General features: G+C 58.0%; 11 protein-coding genes and 2 pseudogenes. 8 read left to right on the plus strand and 5 right to left on the minus strand.

Annotation, left to right across the window (positions count from 1 at the left end; translation table 11 throughout):
- Window positions 1–35: 35 nt before the first annotated feature.
- The 4 genes from SD70_RS16135 to SD70_RS16150 are packed head-to-tail and all read right to left on the minus strand — an operon-like array spanning window position 36 to window position 4,095.
- Window positions 36–1,634: a DHA2 family efflux MFS transporter permease subunit gene (locus SD70_RS16135; RefSeq protein WP_041048565.1), complete on the minus strand. Its 1,599-nt coding sequence runs from the start codon at window positions 1,632–1,634 to the stop codon at window positions 36–38.
- A gap of 14 nt (window positions 1,635–1,648) precedes the next feature.
- On the minus strand, window positions 1,649–2,983 hold the full coding sequence (locus SD70_RS16140) for an efflux RND transporter periplasmic adaptor subunit (RefSeq protein ID WP_041048566.1): 1,335 nt from the start codon (window positions 2,981–2,983) through the stop codon (window positions 1,649–1,651).
- 12 nt (window positions 2,984–2,995) lie between these two features.
- The gene (locus SD70_RS16145) at window positions 2,996–3,655 is read right to left on the minus strand and encodes an HlyD family secretion protein (protein ID WP_041048568.1); all 660 of its coding nucleotides are present in this window, start codon (window positions 3,653–3,655) and stop codon (window positions 2,996–2,998) included.
- Complete coding sequence (locus tag SD70_RS16150; RefSeq protein WP_052487524.1) at window positions 3,652–4,095, minus strand: MarR family winged helix-turn-helix transcriptional regulator; 444 nt, start codon at window positions 4,093–4,095, stop codon at window positions 3,652–3,654. The genes SD70_RS16145 and SD70_RS16150 overlap by 4 nt, the downstream gene beginning before the upstream one ends.
- 350 nt (window positions 4,096–4,445) lie before the next feature.
- Between SD70_RS16150 and SD70_RS16155 the strand changes: the two genes are divergently transcribed.
- From SD70_RS16155 to gyrA, 8 genes and pseudogenes are all read left to right on the plus strand, one after another.
- The gene (locus SD70_RS16155) at window positions 4,446–6,227 is read left to right on the plus strand and encodes an ABC transporter ATP-binding protein (RefSeq protein ID WP_052487525.1); all 1,782 of its coding nucleotides are present in this window, start codon (window positions 4,446–4,448) and stop codon (window positions 6,225–6,227) included.
- 8 nt (window positions 6,228–6,235) lie between these two features.
- On the plus strand, window positions 6,236–8,116 hold the full coding sequence (locus SD70_RS16160) for an ABC transporter ATP-binding protein (protein WP_041048598.1): 1,881 nt from the start codon (window positions 6,236–6,238) through the stop codon (window positions 8,114–8,116).
- Window positions 8,117–8,248: 132 nt separating this feature from the next.
- Window positions 8,249–8,809, plus strand: coding sequence for a DUF421 domain-containing protein (locus SD70_RS16165; RefSeq protein ID WP_052487526.1), 561 nt, complete (start codon window positions 8,249–8,251; stop codon window positions 8,807–8,809).
- Between the two features lie 71 nt (window positions 8,810–8,880).
- Entirely contained in the window at window positions 8,881–9,699 is an 819-nt protein-coding gene (locus SD70_RS16170; protein WP_041048569.1) for a GDSL-type esterase/lipase family protein, read from the plus strand.
- 28 nt (window positions 9,700–9,727) lie between these two features.
- Window positions 9,728–10,720, plus strand: a complete 993-nt coding sequence (locus tag SD70_RS16175; protein ID WP_041048570.1) for an ABC transporter ATP-binding protein — start codon at window positions 9,728–9,730, stop codon at window positions 10,718–10,720.
- Window positions 10,713–11,704: pseudogene (locus tag SD70_RS16180) on the plus strand (ABC transporter permease). The gene SD70_RS16175 and the pseudogene SD70_RS16180 overlap by 8 nt, the downstream one beginning before the upstream one ends.
- Window positions 11,705–11,739: 35 nt before the next feature.
- A complete protein-coding gene (gene parE / locus SD70_RS16185) occupies window positions 11,740–13,719 on the plus strand; it encodes a DNA topoisomerase IV subunit B (protein WP_041048571.1) in 1,980 nt (659 codons plus the stop codon).
- Window positions 13,720–14,107: 388 nt separating this feature from the next.
- A pseudogene (gene gyrA / locus SD70_RS16190) lies at window positions 14,108–16,557 on the plus strand (DNA gyrase subunit A).
- On the opposite strand, the gene SD70_RS37005 reads toward gyrA, so the two are convergent.
- On the minus strand, window positions 16,548–16,715 hold the full coding sequence (locus SD70_RS37005) for a hypothetical protein (RefSeq protein WP_197081058.1): 168 nt from the start codon (window positions 16,713–16,715) through the stop codon (window positions 16,548–16,550). The pseudogene gyrA and the gene SD70_RS37005 sit on opposite strands and share 10 nt — an antisense overlap.
- Between the last annotated feature and the right edge of the window lie 19 nt (window positions 16,716–16,734).

Here is a 16,734-nt window from a genome sequence, read left to right on the forward strand (position 1 = left end):
ATGTCCTCCTCGTATTGTACTTCTCGAATGTCAAGTTACATCTCGACCATGACGTGTTGCTGCGTTTCTCCCGAAGCTCCCGCTGCGGCGGCTTTTTTCCGGCGAATCATGAACAGCACGAGAACGAGCGACACGAATGCCGGCAAGGCCGACACAAGCAGCGTTTCGGCAATGCCCCGGGTGAGCGCTTCTTTTTGAATCAGAGCGGAAAGGAAGCCGGATACGCCGCTTGCCGCCGATCCGGGACCGGTTCCAAGCTCCATGTAGCGATGGGCGACGTTCGTCTGAAATTCGCCGAACGCGGGGCTCGACGTATCGATTTCCTCGGCGATTCGCGTCCCGATATTGCTCGATTGTTTCGTCATAATGCTGGTCAGCACCGCGATTCCGAACGACGCCATCACGTTGCGGATAACGTTCGACATGGCGGAAGCTCTGCCGATCATATGATTCGGGAGCCCGTTCATCCCCGCCGTAGAGAGCGGCATCATGCAAAGCCCGATGCCGATGCCGCGGATGACCAGCAACCATTGAATCCAGCCGTGCGGTGTATTTTGCGCGATGTGGTGCAGCTCCAAAGTCGAACAGCCGATAATCGTCAGCCCGACAACGCCGAGCGGGACGACGCCCACCTTGCCCATCAATTTGCCGGCTATTGGCATCATGAACGCCATCGCGATCGATTGCGGCATCATGAGCAGGCCGGTCTGCATCGGCGTGAGGCCGAGCACGTTTTGCAAATAGATCGGCATCAGGTACACGCCGCCCATCATCGCGATCATGACGAAGCTGGAAGCGATGAGGCTCAGCGTAAACTGGCTGTTTTTGAACAAGTGAAAATCCATAATGGCGTTGTCTTTGCCCAGTTCGACCCACAGCAGCAGCAAGAAGCTGAAGAACGAAATAAAGAATAAGGACACGATGTAGAGCGACGACCAGCCTTCCTTCTGCCCGTCGGTAAGAGCAAGCAGCAGGCAGCCGAAGACAAGCATCGCCAAAAACGAGCCGAGGAAGTCGAACTTCAAGCCTTCCCGCTTCGGAGTTTCTTTCAATAGAAAGTATCCGAGCCCGACGGCTACAACGCCGATCGGCACGTTGATGTAAAACAGGTAGCGCCAGCTGAAATGATCGACGAGATAGCCGCTGAGCGTGGGCCCCATGGCCGGCGCAGCCATGGCCGAGATGCCCCATACGCCCATGACGGTTTGCACTTTGGCGCGCGGCACGATTTGATACAGCATCGCCATGCCGACCGGCATGATGAAGCCGCCGCCGAGACCTTGAATAATCCGCGCAATGACGAGGCTTCCATTGCTCCAGGCGATACCGCACAAAGCGGAGCCGATGACGAAGGCGGTAACCGTCGACAGGAACGTTGTCTTATAGCCGAACCGGTCGGCGAGGAAGCCGCCCATCGGCACAACGACGGCCGACGCCAGCATATAGCCGGTCACGACCCATTCGATGTCGTTCTGTGAAACGCCGAACACCGCCATCAGCTTCGGGATGGCTACGTTCATCAAGCTGTTGTCGAGAATCGCCATGAACGTGCCGATAATGAGAACGATGACCGCGAGCCAGTAGCCGCCTTCTTGTTTCGGCGCTTCAGCCGCTGCGGAGGCAGTTTGCGACATGCGTCAGGCCTCCTTTACTCGGCGCGTACTTTCGCGCCGTCAGCCAGTTTCTCGTCCGGCTTCAGCACGATTTTATCGTTTGCTTTCAGCGCGGAATCGCCTTTCAGGTAAACCCAGTCCTGATTCTTTTCTTCGGTTTGGACCGCAACTTTATGTACCGTATCGCCGTCGACTTTAAACACGGCGCTGCCGTTTCCGTCCTTCACGAGTGCGCTCTTCGGCAGCTCGATGCGGCTTTGCTGCGCACCCCCGAACGAGACGACGGCAACGGCGCCGGCGCGGAGAGCGCCGTCCGAATTTTTTACGGCTACTTTCACCGGGAACGTATTGTTGTTTTGGTCGGATACGGGGGACACGAAGGTGACCGTTCCGTCGAACGTTTTGTCCGGAATGCTCGGCAGCGTCACTTTGACGCTCGCGCCTTCTTTCACTTGAGCGACCATATCTTCCGGAACGCTCACGTCGACATCGACGGTGTCCATATTGACCATCACGAGCAGCTCGGTTCCTGACGGCATCATCGTGAACGCCATTTCGCCCGGCTCGATCAGCTTTTTGACGATGGTACCGTCTGCCGGAGCTTTAATGCTGGCGGCTTCCAGCGCGTTTTTGGCCAGCTCGAGCGCCGCCTGCGCTTGATTCGCTCTTGCTTTCAAGCCGTTGATCGCTTCCGCCGTCGCGCCTGCTCTGGCCAGATCGAGCTTGGACTGGGCCGCCGACAGCGCCGCTTTCGCGGTTGCTTGCCCGGCGACGGCTTGTTCGTACCCCGACTTGGCTTTGTCGTAGTTCATCGTGGCGTTGTCCAGATCGCTCTTGCTGACCGCGCCTTCATCATAATGGTTTTTCACTTGGTTGTACGTTTTGGTTGCCAGATCGAACGCTGCTTTAGCCCCTTCGACAGCGGCGTTTGCGTTGTCCACGCTTGCTTTCGCTTGCGCCACGCCGGCTTCGGCAGCCTGCAAATCTTGCGGCCTTGCTCCGTTCTGAGCGTCGTTCAGCGCCGCTTGCGCCTGGTCGAGGGCGGCTTGCGCCGAGTTCACTTGCTGGGTAAGATCGTCGGTTTCGAGCTGAACGAGCACGTCGCCTTTTTTGACTTTCGAGCCTTCCGTGACGTTGACAGCGGCGACGCGTCCGGGGTTTTTGGCGTATATGCGGGTCGTTTGCGACGGGGCGATTTTGCCGCTGGCTCCCGGAGCGCCTGCGCCGCTTAACGTAATGACTTTTACACTCGGAACGGTGGCCGCGGAAGCGGAAGCTTGCACTGCCGGTGCGCCGCCGCATCCGGACAGTGCCGTTGCCGACGCCGACAGCAGCGATATGGCCATGATGATTTTCAAATGTTTTTTCATGTAACTCGCTCCTTACTTCCCTTTGATATGAATTTTAATGATAGCGTTCATGCCCGGAGCAAGATCCAAACCGTGTGTTTCGTCCACGGACATCTTTACGGTAATGCGCTGCGTCACTTTCGTGAAGCTGCCGCTCGTGCTGGTCGTAGGCAGCAGGGAGAAGGTGGAAGCGGCCGCTTCGCCGATTTCGAACACTTTCCCGGTAAAGGTGACGCCCGGATATGTATCAAGCGTAAATTCGACCGGCTGGCCGATTTTGACTTTCTTGATCTTCGTCTCTTCAACGTCGGCGGACACGTAAAGCTTGCTCTTGTCCACGATCATCGCGACCGCCTGGCCCGGAGACACGACTTCGCCGGGTTTGGCCGAAGTTTGAATGACGGTGCCGCCGATCGGGGCGCGCAGCGTCGCCTGATCCAGCAAGCTGTTGGAGAGGTTGGTGATGTCTTGCTGGCCTACTACTTGGTCGGCAACGACGGTATCGCCGATTTTAACGTTCAAAGAGTTGATTTTGCCGGCGATGCGCGGCATGACGCGATAAATATCGGCCGAAACGCGCGCGTCGTCCGTCGATACGAAGTTGGCGTCCTCGTACCAGTAATAGCCGCCGATGCCGGCGCCGCTGACGACCATCACCAGCAAAATGACGTAAAGCACAATTTTTCGTTTCATTTGGTTCCCTCCAGCTTTTTCTCGAGATACTCGATTAATTTTTCTAGCATGTCTTTAAGCAGAGCAAACTGCTCGGGGGTAAACGATTGTTGCAATTCCTCGTAAAAGTCGGCTTGAAACTTGTCGAACAGCTCCGATTTCATGTGCATGCAGCTTGCCGTCGGACGGATCCAGACGACGCGGCGGTCCTTCTCGTCCCGGTGGCGTTCCACCAGTTTCGCGCGTTCCAGCCGGTCTACGATACCGGTCACCGTGCTGTTGCTAAGTTCGACTGCCCGTGATAAGTCGCCGATCGTACGCGGTTCCCCCATAAATAACTCTCTCAATACAAAAAGTTGCGGACCGGTAATCCCTAATGCTTTCAATTCCGAATACACCATCGTCATCCGGACTTTGTTCAGCTTGACGAACAGCTGCCTCAAATCGCTACCGAAGTCCAACGAGTCTCACCTTCTTTCAAAAGTGCGTAGAGTAGGGCATAGTAAATAGTACGAGTGCGAATATTTCGCATCCGAAATATTCGAACACGAAGAATAATATCATGAAATATTTGCCTTGGGAATACCTGAAATGCCGCGGCAAATCGTGAAATTTCAGTGAACGGAATGAAAGGGTTTCCATATGGGGGGATTGCGATGATTTGGGAGAATAGGAGGGATTCGGAAAGGCAAATGTGACGAAACGGTGAAATACCCGCATATATGAAGGAATTATGTCTTTGCCCGCCGCTCTAATATGATGCTAAGATGCAGGGAGATTGTAACCTTACGAGGGGTGTGAAGGTGCCCGCATGAACGTATTCAAGCAGTTGAAGCCTTACTACTGGCCGGAGCGAAAATTTTTGTTCGCTTCGATCGCCTGCCTTGTGTGCGCTACGGCGCTGGGGCTTGTTTATCCGAATTTGCTTCGCTATCTTATCGATGAGGTCATTCGCCCGAAACAGTTCGGCCGCGTTCCCGGGCTCGCGCTGCTCGTCGTCGGCGTCGTCTCGCTGAAAGGGCTGTTTCAGTTCTCGCACGGCTTCTTCGGCGGCCGCCTCGGCAACCGTACTGCGTACAACTTGCGGGAAGCCCTTTACAGCAAGCTGCAGTACTTGTCGTTTCAATATTATGATACAGCCCGCACCGGCGATCTCATGTCGCGCCTGACGGCCGATCTGGACGGCGTGCGGCAGTTTATCGGCTTCGGCTTCGCGCAAATTCTCAACGTTATTCTGATGGTCGTGTTCGGCATGACGATGATGCTTACGATCAATTGGAAGCTGACGCTCATTACGATGGTCACGATGCCATTCCTGGCGTTCACGGCGATCCGGTTCGAGAGCAAAATCCACCCGTCGTTCCGCATTATCCGCAATTCGTTTTCGTCGCTGCAAACCGCGGTGCAGGAAAACATCACCGGCGTGCGCACGGTCAAGTCGTTCGCGCGGGAACCGTACGAAATCGACAAATTCGCCACCCGTAACGAAAGCTATAAAATGAACAATATTAGCTCGTCCGGCATTTGGGCCCGCTATTTTCCGCTCATGGAGCTGTTCGCTAACCTCAGCGTCGTTATCCTGCTCGGCACAGGCGGCTATCTGGTCATCCGCGAGCAGCTGACGCTCGGCGAGCTGGTCGCTTTTTTCAGCTTGATCTGGTACATCATCGGCCCGATGTGGGGCATCGGCTTCCATATTAACGCCTTTACGCAAGCGCGCACGTCCGGCGAGAAAGTAATGGAAATATTGACCCAGTACGTGCATGTAAAAGACCAGCCGAACGCGATCGAGCTGAAGGGCGAAGCGGTGCAAGGCCACGTTGTTTTTGACCACGTCACGTTCGCCTATCCCGAAAACGCCCCCGCGCTGCACGATTTCACGCTGGAGGCGAAGCCGGGCTCGGTCATCGGTCTGCTCGGCGGCACCGGCTCGGGCAAGACGACGGTCGTCTCGCTGCTGCTGCGCGCCTACAACGTCAAAGACGGCGCGATTACGCTCGACGGCCGCAACATCAAGGAGTATACGCTGGAAAGCTTGCGCCGCCAAATTGCGATCGTCTTCCAGGAGACGTTCCTGTTCTCATCCACGATCCGCGGCAACATCGCCTACGGAAGGTCCGACGTGACGATGGACGACATTATTCGCGCCGCCAAGCTGGCGAAGGCGCACGATTTTATCTCCGAGCTGCCGGACGGCTACGACACGATCGTCGGCGAGCGCGGCCTCGGATTGTCCGGCGGGCAGAAGCAGCGCATCGCGATCGCGCGGGCGATTCTTACCGATCCGAAAATTCTCATTCTCGACGATGCGACGAGCGCCGTCGATATGGAAACCGAGCACGAAATTCAAGCCGGCTTCCGCGAAGTGATGCAAGGACGGACGACGTTCATTATCGCCCACCGCATTTCGTCGCTTCGCCACGCCGACGAAATTATCGTGCTGGATAACGGCCGCATCGTGCAGCGCGGCACGCACGAGCAGCTGCTGCAGCAGCCCGGGCCGTATCTCGATACGTTCCGCATCCAATACGCGGACCAACCGGTAGAGCCGAACGATAAAATTACGAAGCTGGAAAGAAGGGTCGCCCATTGAGCGCACAAGTGAAAACGTCGCCGCCGCACGCTCCGCAGCCCGGACGTACGGCGGATGCCGCCGGAAACGGGCAAACGGCGGGGGCCGAGCAAGGGCAAGCGCGATTCGTATATACGGACGATACGCTGATGGACAAAGCGTTCGACTGGGGGCAAATGCGCCGCCTCGCTACATATATGAAGCCTTATTTGAAGCAAATTATCCCGATCATCGGGACGATGATGGTCGTCGGCGCCATTACGAAGCTGACGGTGCCGCTCATCATCAGCCGCGCTATCGACAAGGCGATCGGCGGCGGCAACGGCAAGCTGCTCGGCGAGCTCGTCGCCATCATGCTTGGCGTATACCTCGTCCAGTGGATCGCCAACTCGTTCCGGATCAAGTATACGAATATGATCGGCCAGCGCATCATCTATGACCTCAGGCACGAGCTGTTTAGCCATATTCAGCAGCTTTCGTTCCATTTCTTCGACAAGCGGCCGGCCGGATCGGTGCTCGTGCGCGTGACGAACTACGTCAACTCGCTGCAGGACTTGTTCACGAACGGCGTCGTCAATTTGATGATCGACTGCGTGCAGCTTGTCGGCATTATCGTCATATTGCTGACGATCAACTTCAAGCTGGGGCTTGCCGTCATCATCACCGTGCCGCTCATGTTCATTATTTCCGGCCAGCTGCGCATGCGGATACGGCGCGCCTGGCAAATCGTGCAGATGAGGCAGGCGCGCATCAATTCCCACTTGAACGAATGCATCCAGGGCATTCGCGTCACGCAGGCGTATACGCAGGAGAAAAACAACATCGACTATTTCCGGGGCATGAACGAGGACAACAAGAAGCAGTGGGATAAAGCTTCCGCGTTGAACCAATCGTTCGGCCCGATCATCGAAATTACCGGCGCGATCGGCTACTGCATCTTATTCTGGTACGGGGCCCATCTCATTCAGGCGGAGGACATCACCGTCGGTCTGCTCGTCGCCTTCGCCAACTACATCGGCAACTTCTGGGAGCCGATCAACCGGATGGGCCAAATGTATTCGCAGCTGCTCGTTGCGATGGCGTCGGCGGAGCGCATCTTCGAATTTATCGACGAGCAGCCGTCCGTCAAAGAAAAGAAGGAAGCGAAGCAGCTGCCGCCGATCCAAGGGGCCGTCTCGTTCGAAGACATCGTGTTCGAGTACGAACCGGGCCGTCCGGCGCTGCGCGGCATCAACCTCGACGTGCTGCCGGGCCAATCGATCGCGCTCGTCGGCCATACCGGTTCCGGCAAAAGCACGATCATCAACTTGCTGTGCCGGTTTTACGATCCGAGCCGCGGCCGCGTTCTCATTGACGGCCACGACATCAGGGACGTGACGCTGCAAAGCCTTCGTTCCCAGGTCGGCATCGTGCTGCAGGACACGTTCATTTTCTCCGGCACGATCCGCGACAATATTCGTTTCGGCAAGCTCGACGCCACGGACGAGGAAGTCGAGGCGGCGGCGAAAGCGGTGCATGCCCACGATTTTATTATGAAGCTGCCGAACGGATACGAGACGGAAGTTCAGGAGCGGGGCTCCGTGCTGTCGATGGGGCAGCGGCAGCTGCTTTCGTTCGCCAGGGCGCTCCTCGCCGATCCGCGCGTGCTCATTCTCGACGAGGCGACGGCCAGCATCGATACGGAGACCGAGCTGAGAATCCAAGAGGCGCTCAAAACGCTGCTGCAAGGCCGCACCTCGTTCATCATCGCGCACCGGCTGTCGACGATCCGCCACGCGGACAACATCATCGTGCTCGACCACGGCTCGATTATGGAGACGGGCAACCATGACGAGCTGATGGCGAAGCAGGGCGTTTATTACGGACTCATTCAGGCGCAGTACAAATTTTTGCTGGAAGCCGCGGGCTGAAGGCAACAACCGCTGCGAAAAGGCTGTCTCACGCTTGCTGCGCGAGGCGGCCTTTTCTTGCTTTTGGAATAATTTCCACGATATCTTAACATCACTAAGAGTACTTGTTGGACACGCGGGGAGGCGGCGCAAATGTTGGGAAAAATCGCGGCCATCGTCGCGTCATCGGTCGCTGTCGTCATAGGAGGAACGATCCTGCTTCGTTTATCCGGGAGAAAGTCGGTATTGGAGCTGACGCTCGCTTCAACGGTAGTGATGATTATGCTCGGCGAAATATTGTCGGGACCGCTGGAGTTCAGATCGATCTGGGAGACGCTGCTCGCTGTGGGGGCGTGCCTGGCGGCGCTGATCTCGATCGAGCTGCTGCAGTTCAAGCTGAACTGGCTGCGGCGGCTCGTATCCGGACGGCCGCTGGCGCTCATCGATGAAGGCCGCATCGTGGAAGACGCTTTGCGCAAGCTGCGCATGTCCAAAGAGGACTTGGCGATTCGGCTGCGCGAGCAAAAGGTGGAGCGGGTGGACGACGTGAAAAGAGCGACGATGGAGACGAACGGCAAAGTCACGATCGAGCTGCAGCCGCATGCGAAGCCGGTCACGGTCGGCGATCTCGAGAAGCTGCTGGCGAGCTGGGGCCTCGCTCCGCAACGGGACGGCTCGTACGGGCCGGGCGAGGAGGAGCCGGTCAAGCGTTAAATTTGCAATATGGCCGCAGAAGCTTTACTCTAAAGCTCAGAAAGTTGCTGACGATAAAGGAGGGGCCAGGGATGAGCTCGACCCGCCGGATGTGGCGAACGGTAGCGATCGCCTCGCTGCTTTCCGCCGCATTGTTCGCCGCCGGCTTCGGTTACGCGGCGCGCACCATATTCGATCCCGCCTCGGCTGCCGGAAACCGGCTCGCGATCCGGGAGCCGGACAACCCCGAGACGTCCCATGAAGGTTCGCTGGCGGCGAAGCCCAAGATCAACGTCGTGGCGCTCGGCGACTCGCTTACGGCCGGCACCGGGGATATTACCGGCCAAGGTTACGTGAACCGCGTGAAAAATAAGCTCGCCATTCAGTTCGGCAAACCGGCGTACGTGCTCAACAATCTAGCGGTGCCGGGATATCGGACTGACCAGCTGCTGGCGCAGCTGGCGGACAAGCCGGTGCAGGACGCCGTCAGGGAAGCCGACATCGTGCTGCTCACAATCGGCGCCAACGACATTACGCAAGGCACGGACGCTTCGGGCCAAAGCATGGCGATCGATTACACGCGGGCAGAGACCAACTTGCCGGGAGCGTCAAAGCGGCTGGGCGACATTTTGGCCAAGCTGTCGGAAGTAAACCCGAATGCGCTGATCGTTTACTCGGCGCTGTACTACCCGTATCTCGACGTTGACAAAGAGCGGCAAGGGCCGCCGATCGTCGAAGCGTTCAACCAAAGCGCTTTTCTGGCAGCCAACAAATGGCCGAACGTCGTCGTCGTGCCGACGTACGATTTGTTCGCGCTCGGCGGCACGAAATATTTGTATACGGATCATTACCACCCGAACGGCGATGGCTACGAACGGATTGCCGAGCGCATCGCGCAGGTGTTGAAATAGGGCAGGGGAGAAAGGGGGAGGCGGTACTGTGACTTCAGCGGCAGCGCCGGAGCGGTTACCCGGCAAACAGGCGCCTGTCGTCTTGTCGGTGCGAGGCGTGAAAAAAACGATTCGCGGCAAGCCGATCATCAAAGGCGTATCGTTCGACGTGCGCGAAGGGGAAATATTCGGTTTTCTCGGACCGAACGGTTCCGGCAAAACGACGACGATCCGGATGCTGGTCGATCTCATCCGCCCGACGGAAGGAACGATTACCATTTGCGGCTGCGACGTGCAACGCCAGCCCGACGTGGCGCTGCGCTACGTCGGCTGCATCGTGGAAAACCCGGAGCTGTACAGCTATTTGACGGGCTGGGAAAATCTCGAGCATTTCGCGCGGATGCTGCCCGGCGTCGGACAAGACCGGATTCGGGAAGTCGCAGCTATTGTCGGCATGGATCAGCGCATTCACGACAAAGTGCGCACGTACTCGCTCGGCATGCGGCAGCGGCTCGGCATCGCACAGGCGCTGCTCGGCCGGCCGAAGCTGCTCATCCTCGACGAGCCGACGAACGGTCTCGACCCGCAAGGCATCAAAGAGATGCGGGAGTTCATTCAGCAGCTGGCGGAGGGCGGCCTGAGCTTATTCGTCTCCAGCCATCTGCTGAGCGAAATTCAGCAAATGTGCGACCGGGTCGCGATTATTTCGCACGGCGAAGTCATTGCCGTCGGCGATACGGACGAACTCGTTCGGCAGCTGGGCGGACTCGCCGTATGGCGCGCGGATCCGGTGCGGCAGGCCGCCGCCATTTTGCGGGACGGGGGAATCGAAGTGCTGGACGTAAGCGACGCCGCAACCGGCCAGGCTGACGGGGACGCGCACTATGTCGGCTCCGTCACCGTCAGAATGGAGCCGCAGGATGCGCCGGAGCTGACGCGCAGGCTGGTTGAAGCCGGCGTTGCCGTATACGGCATCGAAATGAAGCATGCGACGCTCGAGGACTTGTTCCTCAGCTTGACGGCAGGTGAGCGCATTGAGTAGCGTGCTCGCGCTTGTGCAGAACGAATGCATCAAAATGATCAAAAAGCGCCGGTTTCACGTCGTCATTTTGATCCTGGCGGCACTTATTCCGATTTTTACTTACGCGCAGATGCGCATCGCCCAAAACCAGCTGAAGCAGTACGGCACAACCGACTGGCGCGCCGATGCGAGGCAGAAGGTGAATGACTATACGACCCGGCTGAACTCGCCGCGCATGCCGGAGGAAGCCAAACAGTATTTGAAGGTACAGACGCAGCTGCTGCAATATTACCTCGACCATGATATCGATCCGAAGGCGCCGAACGCCGTCACGTTCACCCGCGATTTCGCCAAAAACTCGATCGGACTGTTCGTGCCGCTGCTCGTCATGGTGTTCGCCGCCGACATCGTATCGTCCGAGCATTCCGCCGGTACGATCAAATTGTTGTTGACAAGACCGGTCAGGCGTTGGAAAATCCTAATGAGTAAACTGATCGCGCTCATTTTGTTCGTTTCGCTCAGCGTGCTTGCCCTGGCGGCGATGTGCTACGCCATCTCCGGCCTCGTCTTCGGCTATGGCGGCTGGACGCTGCCGACGTTCGTCGGCTTCCGCACGACCGGCAGCACCGTCGACGTCAGCCTCGTCCATGCCGTGCCGCAATGGCTGTACGTCTGGATGGAGCTTGGACTCGTCTGGATTTCCGGTCTGGTCGTGGCGTTCATGTCGCTCATGCTGTCCGTGCTCATCCGCTCGACGGCGGCCAGTATGGGCACGATGCTGGCGATCATTATCGCCGGGACGATTTTGCAAAATATGGTTTCGTCCTGGGAATCCGCCAAATATTTATTTATGGTTAACCTCAGGCTCACCGATTACCTCGACGGCTCGCTGCCGCCGATCAAAGGAATGACGCTCGGCTTCTCACTGGCGGTGCTGGCCGTATGGTCGGCTGCGGCGATCGCCGTGTCGTTTTACCATTTACGCGTAAAGACGTATTGAACTGACTCACTTTTCACGATTCGAACAAGGAGGCGCCTTGATGGCCGAACAGCAGCTAGATCTGTTTCCGACTGAAGCCTCAAACCGGACCGCCGGATACGACGCGGACGATATTCAAGTGCTGGAAGGGCTCACCGCAGTGCGCAAGCGGCCGGGGATGTACATCGGCAGCACGAGCTCGTCGGGACTTCATCATCTCGTCTGGGAAATCGTCGACAATGCGGTGGACGAACATCTTGCCAAATATTGCAATAAAATCGATGTGACGATTCATAAAGACAACTCGGTCACCGTGTACGACAACGGCCGCGGCATTCCGACAGGGATGCACAAGACGGGCATTCCGACGCCGCAAGTCGTGTTTACGATTTTGCACGCCGGCGGCAAGTTCGGCGGCGGAGGGTACAAAAAGTCGGGCGGTCTGCACGGGGTCGGGGCGTCGGTGACGAACGCGCTCTCGGAATGGCTCGAGGTGGAAATTTACCGCGACGGCAAAATTCATAAGCAGCGGTTCGAATACTGGGTCGACGACAAAGGCGCGGAGCATGTCGGCGAGCCGGTAACCGGCCTCGAAGTGATCGGCAATACGAACCGGACCGGCACGAAGGTGACGTTCAAGCCTGACAGGCGCGTTTTTCAGGGCGGCACGGCGGTTTCGTACGATACGCTCACTGAGCGGCTGCAGGAAATCGCTTTCCTGAACTCCGGGCTGCAGGTAACGGTCAAGGACGAGCGGGCGGATAAAGCGGAGACGTTCCTGTATCAGGGCGGCGCGTCCGAATTCGTGAAGTTTTTGAACGAAGACAAGGCAGTGCTGCACGACGTCATCCATTTCCAGGCGGAGAAGGACGACATCGAGGTCGAAGTGGCGCTCCAGTACAACGACGGCTATACGGAAACGATCGCCTCGTTCGTCAACTCGATTCCGACGCGCGGCGGCGGCACGCACGAGACCGGCTTCAAGACGGCGTACACGCGCGTCATGAACGAATACGCCCGCAAGGCCGGCATTTTGAAAGAAAAGGACAAAAACCTGGAAGGCAACGACTTGCGCGAAGGGCTGATGGCGGTCATCAACATCAAAATGGCCGAGGTTGAGTTCGTCGGGCAGACGAAAGACCAGCTCGGCAGCGCATCCGCCCGCAGCGCCGTCGACGCCGTCGTCGCCGAGAAAATGTCGGTGTTTCTCGAGGAAAACCCGCAAATCGGCCAGTCGCTGCTGAAAAAGGCGGTGCAAGCGGCCAAAGCGCGCGAAGCGGCGCGCAAAGCGCGGGAAGAAGTGCGCAGCGGCAAGAAGGGGAAGGGCGAGAGCTCGAACCTCGGCGGCAAGCTGACGCCGGCGCAGTCGAAAGATTACGCGAAAAACGAACTGTTCATCGTCGAGGGCGATTCCGCCGGCGGCTCGGCGAAGCAGGGACGGGACTCCAAGCATCAGGCGATATTGCCGCTGAAGGGCAAGCCGATGAATCCGGAGAAGGCGAAGCTTATCGACATTCTCAAGAACGAGGAATACAAGGCGATCATTACGGCGATCGGCGCCGGCATCGGCTCGGAGTTCGATCTGGAGGAAACGAATTACGGCAAAATCATCATCATGACCGACGCCGATACGGACGGCGCGCACATCCAGGTGCTGCTGCTGACGTTCTTTTTCCGCTATATGAAGCCGCTGATCGACGCCGGCAAAGTGTATATCGCCCAGCCGCCGCTGTTCAAAGTGACGAAGAAGTCGGGCAAATCGTCTGCAACCCGCTATGCGTGGACCGACGACCAGCTCGCCGGGGTCATGAAGGAGCTCGGCAAAAACGTCGAGCTGCAGCGCTACAAAGGGCTCGGCGAGATGAACCCGGAGCAGCTGTGGGAGACGACGATGAATCCGGAGTCGCGCACGCTGCTGCAGGTGCAGATCGAGGATGCCGCCAAGGCGGAGCGCCGCGTCTCGACGCTGATGGGCGACAAGGTCGACCCGCGCAAGCGCTGGATTATCGAGAACGTCGATTTTACCGAGTTTGAAGAATAGACCGCGCGTTAAAAGCTTGGGGCAGCCGGGCTGCGCTGCGCGTCGGAATTGAAGCCTCCGGCCTCCGTTAAAGTCGCGTTCCCTGATTCCACCTGGCGGTAGGAACGCGACTTTAAAAGTCGTCTCTCCGGCTTCAATTCACATGCTCCGCTTCGCAAGCTGGCCTAAAGCCGCGTCCCACCGCCATTGATTTTAGGGCAGCCGGGCTGCGCTGCGCATCGGAATTGGAACCTCCGGCCTCCGTTAAAGTCGCGTTCCTTGAATCCACCACGGCGGACGGAACGCGACTTTAAAGTCGGCTCTCCGGTTCCAATTCACATGCTCCGCTTCGCAAGCTGCCCATACGGGCGTTCTTAGCGACTGATAATTCGACAGAGGTGACGAACATTTGAGCACGCTGGAGCAATTCCTGCCGGCCTTCCTCGAGGAAGTCGTAGGCGACCGGTTCGGCCGCTATTCCAAATATATCATCCAGGACCGCGCCATTCCCGCGTCCGCGACGGGTTGAAGCCGGTGCAGCGCCGCATCCTGTACGCGATGTACGACGCCGGCAACACCCCGGACAAGCCGTACCGCAAGTCGGCCAAGACGGTCGGCGACGTAATGGGCAACTACCACCCGCACGGCGACGCCTCGATTTACGAAGGCATGGTGCGCATGGCCCAGCCGTGGAAAATGGCGCATCCGCTCGTTGACGGCCACGGCAACTGGGGCTCGCTCGACGACGATCCGCCGGCGGCGATGCGCTACACGGAAGCGCGCCTGTCCGAAATCGCGATGGAGCTGCTGCGCGACATCGAGAAGCGCACGGTGACGTTCAAGGACAACTTCGACAATACGACGAAGGAGCCGACCGTGCTGCCTTCGCGGTTTCCGAATTTGCTCGTCAACGGGGTCAGCGGCATATCGTCAGGCTTCGCCACGGAAATTCCGACGCACAATTTGCGCGAAGTGATCGACGCCTGCATCGCCATTATCGACAAGCCGGACATCGAGCTCGAGGAACTGATGGGCATTCTGAAAGGGCCCGATTTTCCGACGGGCGGCATCATCATGGGCACCGATGGCATTCGCGAAGCGTACCGCACCGGCAAAGGCCGCATTTACATCCGGGCGAAGACGGCGATCGAAGATGTCCGCGGCGGCAAGCAGCAGATCGTCATTACCGAAATCCCGTACCAGGTCGTCAAATCCCGGCTCGTCACGGCGATGGAAACGATCCGGCTGGAGAAAAAGGTCGAAGGCATCGCCGAAGTGCGCGACGAAAGCGGGCGCGACGGTCTCCGCATCGTCGTGGAGCTGAAGAAGGATGCCGACGCGCAAGGCATTCTCGCTTATTTGCTGAAGAAAACCGACCTGCAAGTGACGTACAACTTCAACATGGTGGCGATCGTCAACAAAACGCCGATGCAGCTTGGCGTCAAAGACATGCTGGCGGCGTACATCGAGCACCAGAAAGAAGTCGTCACGCACCGTTCGCAGTATGAGCTGGAAAAAGCCGAGGACCGCGCTCACGTGCTGGAAGGGCTTGTCAAAGCCCTGAACATTTTGGACGACGTGATCGCTACGATCAAAGCTTCCAAAAACCGCCAGGACGCGCAAAACAACCTCGTCGCCGAATACGGGTTCACGGAGCGGCAAGCAGACGCCATCCTGACGCTGCAGTTGTACCGCCTTACGAACCTCGAGATTACGGCGCTCGAGAAAGAGCTGCGCGACATCGAGAAGACGATCGCCTATTTGCGCGGCATTCTCGGCTCGACGAAAAAGCTGCTCGGCGTCATCAAGGATGAAATTGGCGAAATCCGCAAAAAGTACGGCATCGATCGCCGCTCCGACATTCAAGACGAGGTGGAGGAGCTGAAGGTCAGCCTCGAGGTGATGGTGACGCCGGAAGACGTGCTCGTCACGCTGTCGCACGAAGGCTACGTAAAACGCACGAGCCTCTTGTCGTACACGCGCTCCGGCGGCGAGATCGACAACACGGGCCTCAAGGAAGGCGACTTTGTCCGCTTCCTGCTGCAGGTCAACACGATCGAGAGTTTGCTGCTGTTCACGAAGAGCGGGCAATATTACGTGCTCCCGGTGCACCAAATTCCGGAGTACAAATGGAAAGAAAACGGCACCGCGATCGTCAACGTAATCCCGATACCGAAAGACGACCGTATCGTCTCGGCCATTCCGGTCAAAGATTTCGACGATTCGTCCAAGTCGCTCGTGTTCGTCACGAAAAAAGGCCAAGTGAAGCGAACGGAGCTGAAAGAATACAAGTCGAACCGTTCCACCGCACTCGTCGCTTGCAAAGTGTCCGACGGCGACGAGGTGCTGCAAGTGGCGCTTAGCGACAATACGAAAGAAATTTTGCTCGTCACGAAGCAGGGAATGAGCATTCGCTTCCGCGAAGAGGAAGTGAACGCTATGGGGCGGGCCGCCGGCGGCGTACGCGGCATCATGCTCAAAGAAGACGACGAAGTCGTCGGAGCGGAGTGGATATACGGCGACGAGGGCGAAGTGCTCGTCGTGTCCGATTACGGCTATGCCAAACGGTCGCTCGTCGTCGATTACCCGATTCAGGGCCGCGGCGGCAAAGGCATCTCCACGTTCGAGTTCAAGGAAGGCAAGCGGGTGAAGCCGAACGGCACGGCCTTGCTGAAAAGCTTCATCGTCAAAATGGATTATACGCTGACCGCCTGGCTTGGCACCGGAGAGAAGAAGTCGTTCTCGACGGAAGCAGCGCCGCTTGAAGACCGCCGTTCTCCGGGCAAGCAGTTGATCCCGGCCTCCAAAACGGTCGCTATCGTCGATATACTCCGCTTCCCGGAGCTGCCTCAATCGTAACTGACCGACGGCGGATCGAGCTTTTCCATCATCCGAACCGCCAATTCAAGCACCGCCCACACCGGCATCGGGTCGTCCAGACGCTCGAGCCAGTGTGGGTCTTTTATTATGCCGAGCTCGAGCGCCCTGCGGCCAAGCTCTATTTTCCATTCTTCCATGCGCGGGCAACTCCTTTAC

The sequence above is a fragment of the Gordoniibacillus kamchatkensis genome (assembly GCF_000829455.1).
GTDB lineage: Bacteria > Bacillota > Bacilli > Paenibacillales > NBRC-103111 > Gordoniibacillus > Gordoniibacillus kamchatkensis.